This is a genomic window from Pantoea osteomyelitidis (assembly GCF_044342975.1).
Taxonomy (GTDB): Bacteria; Pseudomonadota; Gammaproteobacteria; order Enterobacterales; family Enterobacteriaceae; genus Pantoea; species Pantoea osteomyelitidis.
Genome location: NZ_JBGFSN010000004.1, coordinates 1,641,689 through 1,657,575, shown reverse-complemented (window position 1 = coordinate 1,657,575; position 15,887 = coordinate 1,641,689). Strand labels below are relative to the sequence as shown.

Below are 15,887 nucleotides of genomic sequence, written 5' to 3'. Positions count from 1 at the left end.
GCAAGCATTTCGGCGTGTTTCAACTTTGCGAGATCTCTCGCAAAGTTTTAGCCAAACAGCTGCAGCAGAACAGGAAACAGGAAAGGGGCCAGCAGAGAGGTAATGATCCCGCAGATCACCAATGCCAGCGAGCTGAACGCGCCTTCCTGAAAATCCAGTTCAGCGCAGCGTGCGGTTCCCAGCGCATGTGACGCATTGCCGATCGCCAGCCCGCGCGAGGCTTTGGTTTTGATGCGGAACAGGTCGAGCAGCATATGACCGAACACTGCGCCGAACACCCCGGCGATCAACACGCAGATGGCACTGATGGCGGGAATGCCGTGCAGCGAAGCCGATACCGCCATGGCGATCGGCGTGGTGACCGATTTCGGCATGATGGTGGCGGCGATTTGCGGCGTTGCGCCCATCCACAGGGCGATAGCGGTGCCGGAGATCATCGCCGTCATGCTGCCGACAAAGCAGACGCTAATGATCGATTTCCAGCGCGCGCGAATTTGATGCATCTGCTCAAACAGCGGCAGCGCCAGCGCCACTACCGCAGGCTGCAAAAGCTGATTCAGAATGCTGCTGCCGGCAAAGTAGCGCGCATAGGGCATATGGGTCAGCAGCAGGATGGGAATAATAATCGCCATCGAAACCAGCAGCGGGTTGAGCAGGGAGATTTTCAGTCTGACCGCCAGCTTGCGGGCAAGATAAAAGGCGGCCAGGGTCAGCGGCAGCGACCACCAGATATCACTCATCGCGCTGCTCCTAGACCCGGCGCGGGCCGTGCAGCCGATGAGAGCTGAAACCCACGATCAGCAATACCAGAATGGTGCTGATCACACAGGAGACCACGATAGGGCCAAACTGAGCGCTGAGCAGATCGGTGTAGTTAATGACGCCGACGCTAATCGGCACAAACAGCAGTGCCATATTGCGAATAATCAGATGACACCCCGGCTTTACCCAGCGTACCGGTACGATGCGTGAGGCGAACAGGGCAAACAGGATCAGCATGCCGATGATGCTGCCGGGAATGGTGATGGGCAACAGCGAGGCCACGCCGTTACCGGCATACAGACAGAGGTAAATAATGATGAAGGCGCGCAGATAGCGCCAAATCACAGACAGCACGCTGGACATGACAGGCTCCTGTTTTCTTTGTGCTTATCATACGCTTAATTGGATTAGCGTGCTACCGATCACATTTATAGCTGAGAATGGCTGTCAGGAGAGGCGAAAAGAAGAGAGATTCCCCTCGCCACAGACGGGAGAGGGGAAGAGGAAAGCGCGCTTACTTCACCGGCATTCCCGGCTGAGCGCCGCTGTCGGCGGAGAGGATAAAGAGATCTTTCCCGCCGGGACCGGCTGAGAGCACCATTCCCTCTGAAATGCCAAAACGCATCTTACGCGGCGCGAGGTTCGCGACAACGATCGTCAGACGTCCCACCAGCACGGCCGGATCCGGATAAGCCGCACGAATGCCGGAGAAGATCTGACGTTTCTCACCGCCAAGATCCAGCTCAAGGCGCAGCAGCTTATCGGAACCTTCCACCCGCTCCGCTTTCTCAATCAGCGCCACACGCATGTCAACTTTGGCGAAATCATCGATGGTAATGGCGTCGCCAATCGGCGCATCGGCCAGCGGACCGCTGGCGGGCTTGTTCGCGGCGGCAGCGTCCTCTTTTGAGGCATCCACCAGCGCGGTAACTTTCGTCATCTCGATACGGCTGTAGAGCGCCTTAAACGCCGAAACGTCGTGATCAAGCAGCGGTTGCGCAATGCCTTCCCAGCTCAGTTCGCAATTCAGGAAAGCTTCGGCGCGCGCGCTCAGCGACGGCATCACCGGCTTCAGCCAGGTCATCAGCACACGGAACAGGTTGATGCCCATGGAGCAGATCGCCTGCAGATCGGCATCGCGGCCTTCCTGCTTCGCCACTACCCAGGGTGCCTGCTCATCCACATAGCGGTTGGCGATATCGGCCAGCGCCATGATTTCACGAATAGCGCGGTTATATTCGCGGCTTGCCCAGGCTTCGCCAATTCTTTCTGAGGCGTCGGTGAAGGTTTTATACAGCGCCGGATCCGCCAGCTCGGCCGCCAGCCTGCCGCCGAAGCGCTTGTTGATAAAGCCGGCGTTGCGTGAAGCGAGGTTAACCACCTTATTCACGATATCGGCGTTCACGCGCTGGACGAAATCTTCCAGGTTGAGGTCGATGTCATCAATGCGCGAAGAGAGCTTGGCGGCATAGTAATAGCGCAGGCTGTCGGCATCCAGATGTTGCAGCCAGGTGCTGGCTTTAATGAAGGTGCCGCGCGATTTGGACATTTTCGCGCCGTTCACCGTCACATAGCCGTGCACAAACAGGTTGTTCGGCTTGCGAAAGCTGCTGCCTTCCAGCATCGCCGGCCAGAACAGGCTGTGGAAGTAGACGATATCCTTGCCGATAAAGTGATAAAGCTCGGTGGTGGAATCTTTTTTCCAGAACTCATCGAAGTCGATATCGCCACGCTTGTCGCAGAGGTTTTTGAATGCGCCCATATAGCCGATCGGCGCGTCCAGCCAGACGTAAAAATATTTGCCCGGCGCGTCCGGGATCTCAAAGCCGAAGTAGGGCGCATCACGCGAGATATCCCACTGTTGCAGGCCCGACTCAAACCACTCCTGCATCTTATTCGCCACCTGCTCCTGCAGCGCGCCCGAACGCGTCCAGGCCTGCAGCATTTCGCTGAACGAGGGCAGGTCAAAGAAGAAGTGCTCAGAATCGCGCATCACCGGCGTGGCGCCGGACACCACCGATTTCGGGTCGATCAGCTCTGTCGGACTGTAGGTGGAGCCGCAAACTTCGCAGTTATCGCCATACTGATCCGGCGATTTACATTTCGGACAGGTGCCTTTAACAAAACGGTCCGGCAGGAACATCCCTTTTTCCGGATCGTAAAGCTGAGAGATGGTGCGGTTTTTAATGAAACCGTTCTCTTTCAGGCGGGTATAGATCAGCGACGACAGCTCGCGGTTTTCATCGCTATGGGTCGAATGATAGTTGTCATAGCTGATGTCAAAACCTGCAAAGTCGGTCTGATGCTCCTGACTCATTTCAGCAATCATCTGCTCCGGCGCCATGCCCAGCTGCTGCGCTTTCAGCATGATCGGCGTACCGTGCGCATCGTCGGCGCAGATGAAATAAACCTGATTGCCACGCATTCGCTGGTAACGAACCCATATATCTGCCTGGATATGCTCGAGCATGTGGCCGAGATGGATAGAACCGTTAGCGTACGGCAGAGCGCACGTTACCATTATTTTTTTCGCGACTTGAGTCATATTTGCGTAGCTTTCTGTTGAATGAAAAACGGGTTTAGATGGTAACCGAAGCCTCTTGCTGCGTAAACATGGCAGGTCATGCGGCGTCACGCAGGCTCACTTTTAATGGCTATCTGATATGATTATTGTCACGCCTCTGCGTGGCAGAGTGAAACAGAAAAGAAAGGAGCGGGGATGACCTCACAATCCCGGGAACACCATTCACCCGAAGCGCTGCGCGCCATTGTCGCTGAGGTGCTGAGCAGCTTTGTCCACCCAACGCTGAAACAGAACCTCGCCAGCCTGAAGGCGCTGCACCATGTGGCGCAGATGGATGGCAAGCTGCATGTTGAACTGATCATGCCCTTTGCCTGGGCCAGCGCATTTGAAGAGCTGAAAGAGCAGACCAGCGCGGAACTGTTGCGTCTCACCGACGCCAGCGCCATCGACTGGCGGCTGCGCCACGATATCGCCACCTTAAAAAGAGTAAAAAACCAGCCGGGCGTGAAGGGGGTGAAGAACATCATCGCTATCAGCTCCGGCAAGGGCGGCGTCGGTAAATCGAGCACAGCGGTGAATCTGGCGCTGGCGCTGGCGGCGGAAGGCGCGCGCGTTGGCATTCTCGATGCCGATATCTACGGCCCGTCGGTCCCGGCAATGCTGGGCACGGAAAATGAGCGCCCCACCTCGCCGGACGGCACGCACATGGCGCCGATTATGGCGCATGGGTTGGCCACCAACTCCATCGGTTATCTGGTGACTGACGACAACGCCATGGTGTGGCGCGGGCCGATGGCCAGCAAAGCACTGATGCAGCTGCTGAACGAAACCCTGTGGCCCGAGCTTGATTATCTGGTGTTGGATATGCCGCCCGGCACCGGCGATATCCAGCTGACGCTGGCGCAGAACGTGCCGGTTACCGGCGCGGCGGTAGTAACCACGCCGCAGGACATCGCTTTGATCGATGCGCGCAAGGGCATCGTGATGTTTGAAAAGGTGAATGTACCGGTGCTGGGCGTGGTGGAAAACATGAGCATGCACATTTGCAGCAACTGCGGCTTCCATGAGCCGATTTTCGGCACCGGCGGGGCAGAGCGGCTGGCGGCGGATTATGGCATTTCGCTGTTGGGCCAGCTGCCGCTGCATATTAATCTGCGGGAAGATCTCGATGATGGCGAGCCCACGGTGATCCGTCGTCCGACGAGCGATTTTACCGCGCTTTACCGCCAGCTGGCCGGGCGCATTGCCGCCCAGCTCTACTGGCAGGGCGACGTCATTCCGGGCGACATCGCTTTCCGCGCGCTCTGAACCCCTTATTTCCCGCTGGTGCGGCGTTGCGCCAGCGGGAAATGCATCAGTAAATATTCTCCCTGCTCGCTCTCTCCCTGCGCGACCCGCTGCCAGCCATGTTTCTCATAAAAGGCCTGAGCCGCTGTGTTTTTTAACAGGCACTTAAGCGCGCCGGTGCCGGTAAAGCGCTGCTGAACCTTTTCCAGCAGGGCGCTACCGATGCCCTGGCCCTGCCAGTCGGGATCGATATAAAGGCTGTGCAGGAAATTATCGTTTTCCAGCAGCCCGGCAAAGCCGACGCGATGACCCGCTTTTTCGGCAACCAGCACCGTTTCCCCCAGAATCACGCTGTCGAAATCCTCCAGCTGCCAGTGGTTGCCATCCAGCCAGTGCCAGTTAGCGCGACGAGACGCCAGAAACAGCGTACGAAGAAAAGGACGATCCGCTTCGTTGAAAGGACGAATGTGCATAAAGGAAGCTCCGGCAAAAAGGGGGACATTACAAAATTAGCAGTTCTGCCTGGTTTTGATAAATCGCATTAAATCCTTGTTTATGTTGTGTAGAATGCCCACGACCGGGGCAGCAGGACGCGTCTATCGCCGTTTGATAGCTTTCATTTATACATTTGATAATGAATGCGTATTAGAAGTTGGCCCGGAAATTCTGTAACGTGCATCACATCTTTTAACGGAGGCCATCTGAATGTCAATTATCAACACCAAAATCAAACCGTTTAAAAACGCCGCGTTCAAAAACGGCGAATTTATCGACGTAACCGAGAAAGACGTTGAAGGTAAATGGAGTGTTTTCTTCTTCTACCCGGCTGACTTCACCTTTGTTTGCCCGACCGAACTGGGTGACGTGGCTGACCATTACGAAGAGTTCCAGAAACTGGGCGTAGATATCTACTCCGTTTCTACCGATACCCACTTTACCCACAAAGCCTGGCACGGTAGCTCTGATACCATTGCAAAAATCGAGTACGCGATGATCGGCGACCCGACTGGCGCGCTGACCCGTAACTTCGAAATCATGCGCGAAGATCAAGGCCTGGCCGATCGCGGTACCTTTATCGTTGACCCGGAAGGCATCATCCAGGCGATCGAAATCACTGCTGAAGGTATTGGCCGTGACGCATCTGACCTGCTGCGCAAAGTGAAAGCGGCACAGTATGTTGCTTCTCACCCGGGTGAAGTGTGCCCGGCGAAATGGAAAGAAGGTGAAGCAACCCTGGCTCCGTCACTGGACCTGGTTGGCAAAATCTGATTTTCCACCGGTAATTCGATCATTCTCACATCGGGTGCCAAGGCACCCGATTTTTTGACCAGGAATCCACTATGCTCGACACAAACTTAAAAACCCAGCTCAAAGCCTATCTTGAGAAATTAACCAAACCTGTTGAGTTGATTGCCACGCTGGACGACAGTGCGAAATCTGCAGAAATCAGAGATCTGCTGGTCGATATCGCCGGACTGTCTGACAAAGTCAGCTTCCGCGAAGAGAACGATCGTCCGGTGCGCAAACCTTCATTTTTGATCACCAACCCTGGCGTAAACAGCGGACCGCGTTTTGCCGGTTCACCGCTGGGCCACGAATTTACCTCTCTGGTGCTGGCGCTGCTCCAGACCGGCGGTCATCCTTCGAAAGAAGCGCAGAGCCTGCTGGATCAGGTTGCCGCGCTGGAAGGCGACTTCCATTTCGAAACCTATTATTCGCTCTCCTGTCACAACTGCCCGGACGTGGTGCAGGCGCTGAACCTGATGGCGGTGATTAACCCCCGCGTCAGCCACACCGCGATCGATGGCGGCGTGTTCCAGAATGAGATTCAGGAACGCAACGTGATGGGCGTGCCGGCTGTTTACCTGAACGGCAAAGAGTTTGGTCAGGGCCGTATGAGCCTGGCGGAAATTGTCGGTAAAGTGGACACCAATGCGGACAAACGTGCGGCGGAAGAGCTGAACAAGCGCGATGCCTACGACGTGCTGATTGTCGGCAGCGGCCCGGCGGGCGCGGCGGCAGCGATCTACTCAGCACGTAAAGGTATCCGTACCGGCCTGATGGGCGAGCGCTTCGGTGGTCAGGTTCTTGACACCGTAGATATTGAAAACTACATCTCCGTACCGAAAACGGAAGGTTCTAAGCTGGCTGGCGCGCTGCGTTCGCACGTAGACGACTATAACGTTGACGTGATCGAAGCGCAGAGCGCAATCAAGCTGATCCCGGCAGCCTCAGCAGGCGGCCTGCATGCGATTGAAACCGCTACCGGCGCGGTACTGAAATCACGCAGCATCATCATCGCGACCGGCGCGCGCTGGCGTAACATGGGCGTACCGGGTGAAGAAGAGTATCGCACCCGCGGCGTAACCTACTGCCCGCACTGCGACGGCCCGCTGTTCAAAGGCAAACGCGTTGCAGTGATCGGCGGCGGTAACTCCGGCGTGGAAGCGGCGATCGATCTGGCGGGCATCGTTGAACATGTCACCCTGCTGGAATTCGCTGGCGAAATGCGCGCTGACCAGGTGCTGCAAAATAAATTGCGTAGCCTGCGTAACGTTGACGTGATTCTGAACGCGCAAACTACCGAAGTGAAAGGCGACGGCAGCAAGGTTACCAGCCTGCAGTATGTTGACCGCGTTAATCAGACCACCCACGACGTTCCGGTTGCCGGTATTTTCGTACAGATTGGTCTGCTGCCGAACACCCCGTGGCTGGAAGGGGCGGTTGAGCGCAACAAGATGGGTGAAATCATCATTGACGCCAAGTGCGAAACCAGCCTGAAAGGCGTGTTTGCTGCGGGTGACTGTACAACCGTACCGTACAAGCAGATCATCATCGCCAGCGGCGAAGGCGCCAAAGCGTCGCTCAGCGCCTTTGATTATCTGATTCGTACCAAACCCACTGAATAAATAAAGTTTATTTAACGCGCTATAACCCTGGAGTCTCTGCTCCGGGGTTTTTTTATCTCTGAAATTTCCGGTTAAGATCATTTAAACCGGCATCGATCACGTTCGGTTTGTATGATCGTTGCCAGTATCTGGTCGCTGTGCTAAATAACCAAAATCACAAGGAGAGGGCTTAACAAGGGAGAGTTAATATGCCTGAGATAGATTGCGCGTTATTCATTCATTTCATACGCGCAACGGATTTACTGAGATAAAGATGATGACACTCTCGCTGCGTATCTTCATCTATGCCCTTTATCTGGCGGGTATTGTTCTGCTGAGAGTTTTTTCAGGCGATGAACCGACCTGGATGAGCGGGACCGATCCTGCGATCAAACTTGGCGAAAGAAATAATAATGCTGATAATAATTTCATTGTTTGCACTATTATTTTTATCGTTATTGTTTTCTTTCAGGTGCTGATATTTTTGAAAACGTCAGTGAGGCTGGAGAAAATGCTCGCGCCAATATTACTTTTGCTCTTTTGCTGGATCTGGCTGGGCGCATAAGATTATCGGGTTACTTTTTATGTTTAATAACCGGCCAGCGACATCAACATCATCCACAGCGGCGTGGTCACCGCGGCAAACAGCGTGGAAAACAGCATGCTTGAGGCGGCCGGGCCGGTCAGCACGTTAAACTTCTGCGACATCAGGTAGACATTGACTCCTACCGCCATCGAACCCAGCAACACTACCACTTTACTTTCCAGCGGCGGCAGATCGGTAAGCCAGGCGATGCCCCAGATCGTCAGTGGCTGCAGGATCAGCTTTAACACGCAGATGGTATAACTTTTCGCCAGCCCCTCTTTCACACGATATTGCGCCAGGCTCATGCCGAGCGTCACCAGCGACAGTGGCGCAGCAACCGAACCCATCATGCGTAATGGCTCGGCTGCAATGGAGGGCAAGGGCAGCTGTGTAAAGCTCCAGGCGGTGCCGCTGAGAATGCCGATAATCAGCGGATTGCGCAACACGCTCAGTGCGGTTCTGCCGATGCCGTGCAGGGAAAAGGTGCCATGCTTCGACCATTCAACCGACAGGGTTAATAGCGTCCAGAGGATCAGGCTGTTAAATACCAGCACCAGCGCCACCGAAGGCAGCGCCTCTGGCCCGAGCAGCACTGTTGCCACCGGAATGCCAAGCATCACGTTATTGGAAAATATGCCGCCAAGGGCAAACACCGAACCGGCGACGCCATCGAGACGGAAGAGGCGCGTCGCCAGCACGCGGCCAACAATAAACACCAGCAGGCAGCTGCCAAAAAAGGCGAACAGCAGCCGAAAGTCCACCGGCGGGCTTTTGTGGAAGTCGCTCATCACGCGAAATAGCATACAGGGCAGGGCGACGTTGAAAACGAAACGGTTCATCCCCTCGCTGATGCTGGCGGGCCATTTGCCAAAGCGCGTCAGGCTGAAGCCAAGGAAAATAAGAATAAACAGCGGCGCAGAAAGATAGATTTGATGGCTAAGTGTGGCGAACAGAGACATGGGCATCGGTCTGAGAAAGCGTCATTTAATCGCAGGTTAACATTTCTCCGTCGGGCTGTCTGCTCTGTATCAGCCCACCAGTGACGATTTGATCTTCATTAGAACCATGATATGAAGTTACGCTTATGCAACTTCTATTTGTTTTTATTTTTCAAAAAACGTTTTCATTCTGGTAATATAGTGTGATGAAAAATCAATATGTTACATTGTTAGCAGAAAAGCTCCGCTTTCCTGCGATGATGTCTGTCGTCGATCTTAATCTGTTAAATTGTTTCATTTGGTTACTATAACATTGTATTACTATTTTAGTTAAATCCTGGACAAGGCTTGGGTTGAAATGTTGGGGAATTTTTTATTAAATGAGAATTAACGATTTCAGGCGTGATATTAATGGATTACGGGCTTATGCCATTATTTTCGTTGTCCTGTATCACTTTCATGTCCCGCTGTTTAAAGCGGGTTTCATCGGCGTAGATATATTCTTTGTCATTTCTGGTTTCCTGATGACAAAAATAATCATTTCCGGTTTAACGGCGCAGAATTTCCGTTTTACGAATTTCTTCGCTTCACGCTGTGTACGCATTATTCCTCCTGTTGTTCTTCTTGTCCTGACCGTATACGGTATCAGTCTTTTGATTCTGACTCCGGTTGAGCTGAGAGAATATGCAAAATATACGATAAAAGCGCTTTCTTTTACATCAAATTATGCCCTGCTTAAGGATGCAAACGACTATTTTGCATCGGCTGGCCAGGAAATCTTACTGCTGCATACCTGGTCGTTATCTGTCGAATGGCAGTTTTATCTGATTTATCCCTTTCTTCTGTGGACCGGATATAAATTCACACAGGATCTGAAAAAAATCACCCTGGCGCTGGCCGCTTTACTACTGATTTCGCTCGCAGTCTGTGTTGTTATGACGGAGAGAAACCAGTTTTATGCATTTTATATGCTTTTTACCCGGGCATGGGAAATGCTGGCGGGAGGTGTGGTTTTCCTGTGTAAGCTCAGAACACCAGGCAAGAATTCAAACGTACTCCCTTATTATGCCGGTGTGCTTGCCTTACTGATCTCATTGGTGCTGTTTAATGACAGCATTGCGTGGCCGGGTTACTATGCATTACTTACCGTGACAGGAGCGGCGCTGATTATCTATGCTGAACGTCAGGCGTCACTTCTGTTCAGCGGAAAATGGATCAGTCTTATCGGCCTTGCTTCCTATTCAATCTATTTATGGCATTGGCCGATAAGGTATTTTTTATATTACACCTCGGCCGAACCCGGAAAATTATATACTGTATTTGCTATCATACTGTCATTTGCTGTCGGGTTTTTAAGCTATTTTGTTTTAGAGAAGCGATTGCTCTCCAGGTTGAAGGTAAAAAAACCTCTTACCTCAGTCGGCATCATTTTCGTCTCGCTGGCAGTAATGATTTCTGTATCAGACTTTACGCGTAAGTCATCCGGGTTTCCCTGGCGAGGTGGTGCTTCATATATGGCTGCCATAAACAATATTGCTCTGCCCAATCCCAAAAACGGTTGGTGTTTTTACACCATTGCCAGCACGCCTTCATTAAAAGTGGGCGAAGAGGGTGTTAAATGCCATATCGGCGCTGGTGAAAAAACAGGTAAAAAAGCATTACTGTTTGGCGATTCTTATGCAGGCCAGTATCTTCCGCTATGGAATGAGTTGGGCAAAAAAACCGGTCTCGACATTCAGGCTATTACGACGAACTGGTGTAATCCGTCCGATGGCCAGGATTTTCTTGGTCCTAAAACATCCAGAGCCTATGACCAATGTTTATTTAACAGACATTACGTAACCGACAACATTAAAAATTACGACTATGTTATTCTTGGCGGATCGTGGTCAAAAAACTTTGCTACTCCGGATGCGATCAGGGGACTTGAAAATATCATTAATCTTGCGCAAGACAAGAAAATAATCATTATGGCTGAGCCTTACCAATTCAACGTAAATATTGGCGAGCTGTATAAAAGAAGCGCCTGGAAGAAAGAGCATTTTGATATCACTCCCTATCGGGATGCAACCACACTGGCGGCAATGCAAAATGCCGATACTATTTTAGGCGAATTGAGCCGGTCGCATACCAATATACTTTATCTGACCCGAGACGTTCTGTTCGATAAAAGTCAGTATGCGAACCAGGATGTTCCTTATTCTTTAGATGGGGGGCATATCAGTGTCAGAGGTTCCATTGAAGCGGAAAGGTTTTTCTCATCACATAGCGGCATAGATGAGCTTGTCGCCTTTTTGAATAATTAACCTGCGTATAAATTCAATCCGCGATCCCGATTAGCGATATCGCGGATATGCAGTGAAGTAAAAGCAGAATAAAAAAATTAAGCAAGCAATTTATAATAATGTGGTTACATTTAATTAACTTTTATAAAAATGTTATTTTACAGGAGGTGATAAATCTGGCTAACAGATTAACTTACATAATTCCTGGTTGGGTTTCATAAATTATTTTCTATTTTTTACTTTATTTATCATGTGCTTGAGGTAAGTTACGATAATCAATTAGAGCTTTAATTAATAAGGTTTTTCTGCGCGCTATGTCATAGTTTATATGTTTAATCATTGATAATTCGTGCAGAGAAAAATAGGCTGCACCCCGATTGAGCTTATCAGCAATATGTTTAGATGCTGATTTTGTTACCAGGCTATATTCAGGGAGAAACAGCCTATGCGTACAAAATGGATAGCACAGTACGTGTCAGCCGTGATCGGTGCCAGCCTTATCGGCGAATTTTTCATCTTCTCTTCCGGCCATGCCGCCGGTTTTATCGACGACTCCACGCTGAAAGGCGACATTTACTATTTGCAGCGTATTCGCGATCGCAAAGATCTGCATCCGGAGAGCGATGGCTACGGCCAGTATCGCGCCAACCTGCATCATGCGACCTTTAATGCCAGCCTCGATTACAGTTCAGGCTACGTTAATGAATTCGCAGGCGTGGATCTCGCGGCATTCGGCGCGTTGGAGATGAGCAACAGCGGCCCGGCGGCCCCGAACGAAATTGGCTTCAGCGATGCCAAAACGCGTTGGGGTGAGAACTGGCGCGGCGATCGAAGCGGCGCCAGCCTCTACAAAGCCGCCATCAAGCTCAAGTGGGATGATTACTGGCTGCGCGCAGGTTATCTGCAACCCAGCGGGCAAACGTTGTTAGCGCCTCACTGGAGTTTTTTGCCCGGCAGCTATCGCGGAGCAGAAGCCGGGGCGGTTTATGATTTCGCAGAGAAAGGCGTTTTTTCGCTCTCCTGGATGTGGAGCGATGAATACAAAGCGCCCTGGTATCGCAACATGTATCACTTCCGCAAAGCGGACGGCAAAACCCACCTCAGTTATCTGCACTCCCTCGGCGCAAAGTACGATTTCAAAAACGATCTGGTGTTGGAAGCCGCCTGGGGCCAGGCCGCAGGTTATATGGATCAATACTTCGCCAAAGCTTCCTGGGCATTCCCGCTGGCAGGCAACCCGTTGCGCAGCAGCTATCAGTTTTATGGGGCAAAAGACAGGGAGAGCGGCGGCGCCGGGAATCTGAATGACGTTTATGACGGGCTCGCCTGGCTACAGGCGTTGACCTTCGGTTACAGCGCCGGCCCGTTTGACTTTCGCCTGGAAGGAAGCTGGGTAAAAGCCGAAGGCAATCAGGGTTTCTTTTTACAGCGCATGACGCCTGGCTATGCCACCTCGAATGGTCGCCTCGATCTCTGGTGGGATGCACGATCCGACTGGAACGCCAACGGTGAAAAAGCGCTGTTTGCCGGTGTGATGGTCGATCTGGAGCGATGGCAATTGCCTGGCTGGAAGGTCGGCGCCTCTTACGCCTGGGGCTGGGATGCAAAACCTGCCACGCGCGCGCGGGTTGATCAGTCTCAGCGCCTGAAAGAATCCGCCTGGAGTCTGGACCTGCTCTATACCATCCTGGCGGGCAGGGCCAAAGATACGCGCTTCCAGCTGCACTACACCCAATACGACAACCACTCCACGATTCCGAGCTACAGCGGCGGATACAACAATATTTTTCAGGATGAAAAGGATGTGAAATTTATGGTTGTGGCGCCTTTTACTCTTTTTTAACGGCCAGCAGAAAATTTCCCGCACATTACCGGCATAACAGGACGTAAAAAATGAAAGGAATGAAAATTACCGCGATTGCTATGGGCTTAACCAGCTTATCAGCCTGGAGCGCTGTTTCAGCGCTTTCCGATGCGCAGGTTGTCGACAGAATCAGCGAATTCGGGGTGCGTTATCAGGTGACCGACAACCTGGCATCGCAGCATGGGGTTGATTGCGCGGCACTCGGCGCAGACTGGGCGGCCTGCAACCGCGCTATCCTGATACTAATCAATAACGGGCCTGCGTTGCAGAGCAAAAACTGGGCGATTTACATGAGCAACGTGCATAAAACGCTGCGGGCAGAGAGCGACCAGTTCAAAATCACTCACATCACCGGGGATCTTACCAGGCTTGAGCCAACCGACAAATTCAACGGTTTCGCCGCGGGCGAGTCGGTTGAGATTCCCATCATCAATGAATACTGGCAGCTGTTTATCACCGACGTGATGCCGCGCTGGTACGTCACGGCAGGCGCGGCCGCGCCGAAAATCATCAAAAGTACCGATCGGGAAGATTTGACTGCCTTTGTGCAGCCGTTTGGCGAACAGTGGAAGCGCACGGCAGATGACCAGAATGTGCTGATGCTGCCCGCCAGCCGCTATAGCAAAAACAGCGACGTGAAGCTGTTGCCTGCCGCATCGCTGCGCGGTCAGATCCTGCCGACGCCGCTTTCTGTCAGGATCGGCGCGAATGATGTGGATCTGAGTCAGGGTATCCGTTTCGATTTCGCTGCGCTGAGCAGCGATCACGCCCGCGCGGTTGTGGATCGTTTCTCGTTGATGGGGATCAAGCAAAATACAGCCGGATACCCGATTCACACCGCAGCCGACAAAACACGCTTTAGCGATAAAGAGGCGGTTTCCGGTGCGTATCAGCTTAAGATCGGTAAAGCGGGTGCAGAGGTTACCGGCTACGATGAGACGGGCATTTTTTATGGCTTGATGTCGCTCCTGTCGCTGATACCGGCTGAAGGCAAACCCATAATCGCCACGCTGGAAGCGCAGGATGCGCCGCGCTTTGCTTATCGCGGCGCGTTTCTCGACGTGGCGCGAAATTTTCACAGCAAACAGGCGGTGCTGCGTATGCTGGATCAGATGGCCGCGTGGAAAATGAATAAGTTCCATTTTCATTTAACCGATGATGAAGGCTGGCGCATTGAGATCCCCGGCCTGCCTGAGCTTACGGCGGTGGGCGGCAGACGCTGCCATGATCTCAGCGAGCAGCAGTGCCTGTTGCCGCAGTTGGGTTCCGGGCCATTCAGCGACAACAACGGCAGCGGGCATTTCAGTCGGGCAGATTACATTGAAATCGTGAAATATGCCGGGGCGCGCAATATTGAAGTGATCCCGGAAATCGACATGCCTGCTCATGCGCGAGCCGCAGTGATCGCTATGGAAGCGCGCTATCATCGGCTGAGCAAAGCGGGGCAAGCCGGGCAGGCCAGCGAGTATCGTCTGGTGGATCCCACCGATACGTCTGAAACCACCTCGGTGCAGCTCTATGACCGCACCAGCTATCTGAATCCTTGTCTGGACTCATCGAAACGCTTTGTGGAGAAAGTCATCAGCGAAATACAGGCGATGCACCGCGAGGCAGGGCAACCCTTATCCAGCTGGCATTTCGGCGGCGACGAAGCGAAAAATATTTATCTTGGCGCGGGCTATACCGACAGGCAAAATCCGGAGCCGGGGAAAGGACTCCTCGACAGAAGCCGCGAGGATAAGCCCTGGGCAAAATCGCAGGCATGTCAGAGCAAAGTCCGCGCGGGTGAGGTGCAGGATCTGGATCATCTGCCGGGCAGCTTTGCGCTGGAGGTGAGCAAGATTGTGCAGAAGCACGGCATCGGCCGTATGCAGGCGTGGCAGGATGGTTTGAAAGATGTCCGCGATGCGCAGGCTTTTGCTACGCCGCGCGTGGCGGTTAACTTTTGGGACACGTTGTACTGGGGCGGCTACGACAGCGCCAGCGACTGGAGCCAGAAAGGCTATGAGGTAGTGATTTCCAGCCCGGACTACCTCTATCTGGATTTCCCCGCCGAGGTCAATCCGCTGGAACGCGGTTACTACTGGGGCACCCGCTTTAGCGATGAACGCAAAATATTCAGCTTCGCGCCGGATAACCTGCCGCAAAATGCGGAAACTTCGGTGGATCGCGACGGAAAGGCCTTTACGGCGAAATCAGATAAGCCCTGGTCAGGTGCCTGGGGGCTTTCGGCTCAGCTGTGGAGCGAAACCGTACGCACTGACGAAAATATGGAATATATGATTTATCCACGGCTGCTGGCCGCCGCTGAGCGAGCCTGGCATCGTGCGGACTGGGAGCTGGATTATCAGGCCGGTCGGGAATTCAGCGGTGGCAAAACCCATTATGTCGATCGGGAAAAGTTGAACCACGACTGGACGCGTTTCGCCAATCTTACCGGTCAGCGTGAGCTGGCAAAACTGGACAAGGCCGGTATCGGATATCGCCTGCCGGTGCCGGGCGCGCAGCTTGTTGATGGCGTGCTGGAGATGAACGTCGCGCTGCCGGGGCTGCCGCTGGAGTACAGCGTGGACGGAGGCGCAAGCTGGCAGCGCTATAATCGTGCGGCCAAACCGCAGGTTCCTGCCGACGTAATGGTGCGCGCCGTCAGTCCCGACGGGAAACGCTACAGCCGCAGCGAACGGCTTTGACCCTGATTGCCCCGAGCGTCTGGCATTTCCGACAGGGAACCGGTAGCCGGGGCCAACTTATGA

The 15,887-nt window shown here is 53.1% G+C and carries 12 protein-coding genes; 7 read left to right on the top strand and 5 right to left on the bottom strand.

Features of this window, described 5'->3' with window-relative positions:
• Positions 1-47: 47 nt before the first annotated feature.
• The 3 genes from ABU178_RS12855 to metG form a co-directional block, all read right to left on the bottom strand.
• Positions 48-740, bottom strand: coding sequence for a CidB/LrgB family autolysis modulator (locus ABU178_RS12855; RefSeq protein WP_397215388.1), 693 nt, complete (start codon positions 738-740; stop codon positions 48-50).
• Positions 741-750: 10 nt separating this feature from the next.
• Entirely contained in the window at positions 751-1,125 is a 375-nt protein-coding gene (locus tag ABU178_RS12850; RefSeq protein ID WP_397215386.1) for a CidA/LrgA family protein, read from the bottom strand.
• Between the two features lie 151 nt (positions 1,126-1,276).
• Positions 1,277-3,307 (bottom strand): methionine--tRNA ligase, encoded by a 2,031-nt coding sequence (gene metG, locus ABU178_RS12845; RefSeq protein ID WP_397215385.1) that lies wholly within the window; start codon positions 3,305-3,307, stop codon positions 1,277-1,279.
• A 174-nt stretch (positions 3,308-3,481) separates the two neighbouring features.
• On the opposite strand from metG, the gene apbC reads away from it, so the two are divergent.
• The gene (gene apbC, locus ABU178_RS12840) at positions 3,482-4,594 is read left to right on the top strand and encodes an iron-sulfur cluster carrier protein ApbC (RefSeq protein ID WP_397215383.1); all 1,113 of its coding nucleotides are present in this window, start codon (positions 3,482-3,484) and stop codon (positions 4,592-4,594) included.
• A gap of 5 nt (positions 4,595-4,599) precedes the next feature.
• On the opposite strand, the gene ABU178_RS12835 is transcribed toward apbC, so the two are convergent.
• The gene (locus ABU178_RS12835) at positions 4,600-5,046 is read right to left on the bottom strand and encodes a GNAT family N-acetyltransferase (RefSeq protein ID WP_397215381.1); all 447 of its coding nucleotides are present in this window, start codon (positions 5,044-5,046) and stop codon (positions 4,600-4,602) included.
• Between the two features lie 232 nt (positions 5,047-5,278).
• Here ABU178_RS12835 and ahpC point away from each other — a divergent pair, with 232 nt between their 5' ends.
• From ahpC to ABU178_RS12820, 3 genes are all read left to right on the top strand, one after another.
• Complete coding sequence (ahpC, locus tag ABU178_RS12830; protein ID WP_397215379.1) at positions 5,279-5,842, top strand: alkyl hydroperoxide reductase subunit C; 564 nt, start codon at positions 5,279-5,281, stop codon at positions 5,840-5,842.
• Between the two features lie 71 nt (positions 5,843-5,913).
• On the top strand, positions 5,914-7,482 hold the full coding sequence (gene ahpF, locus ABU178_RS12825; protein WP_397215378.1) for an alkyl hydroperoxide reductase subunit F: 1,569 nt from the start codon (positions 5,914-5,916) through the stop codon (positions 7,480-7,482).
• Between the two features lie 253 nt (positions 7,483-7,735).
• Complete coding sequence (locus tag ABU178_RS12820) at positions 7,736-8,026, top strand: hypothetical protein (RefSeq protein WP_397215377.1); 291 nt, start codon at positions 7,736-7,738, stop codon at positions 8,024-8,026.
• 23 nt (positions 8,027-8,049) lie between these two features.
• Here ABU178_RS12820 and ABU178_RS12815 read toward each other — a convergent pair whose 3' ends face one another.
• The gene (locus ABU178_RS12815; protein WP_397215376.1) at positions 8,050-9,012 is read right to left on the bottom strand and encodes an AEC family transporter; all 963 of its coding nucleotides are present in this window, start codon (positions 9,010-9,012) and stop codon (positions 8,050-8,052) included.
• Positions 9,013-9,365: 353 nt separating this feature from the next.
• Here ABU178_RS12815 and ABU178_RS12810 point away from each other — a divergent pair, with 353 nt between their 5' ends.
• From ABU178_RS12810 to ABU178_RS12800, 3 genes are all read left to right on the top strand, one after another.
• Positions 9,366-11,291 carry an acyltransferase family protein gene (locus ABU178_RS12810; protein WP_397215374.1) on the top strand — a complete coding sequence of 642 codons (1,926 nt, stop codon included), beginning with the start codon at positions 9,366-9,368 and terminating at the stop codon, positions 11,289-11,291.
• A 424-nt stretch (positions 11,292-11,715) separates the two neighbouring features.
• A complete protein-coding gene (gene chiP / locus ABU178_RS12805) occupies positions 11,716-13,113 on the top strand; it encodes a chitoporin ChiP (protein ID WP_397215372.1) in 1,398 nt (465 codons plus the stop codon).
• A gap of 50 nt (positions 13,114-13,163) precedes the next feature.
• Positions 13,164-15,824, top strand: coding sequence for a beta-N-acetylhexosaminidase (locus ABU178_RS12800; RefSeq protein WP_397215370.1), 2,661 nt, complete (start codon positions 13,164-13,166; stop codon positions 15,822-15,824).
• Positions 15,825-15,887: the final 63 nt, after the last annotated feature.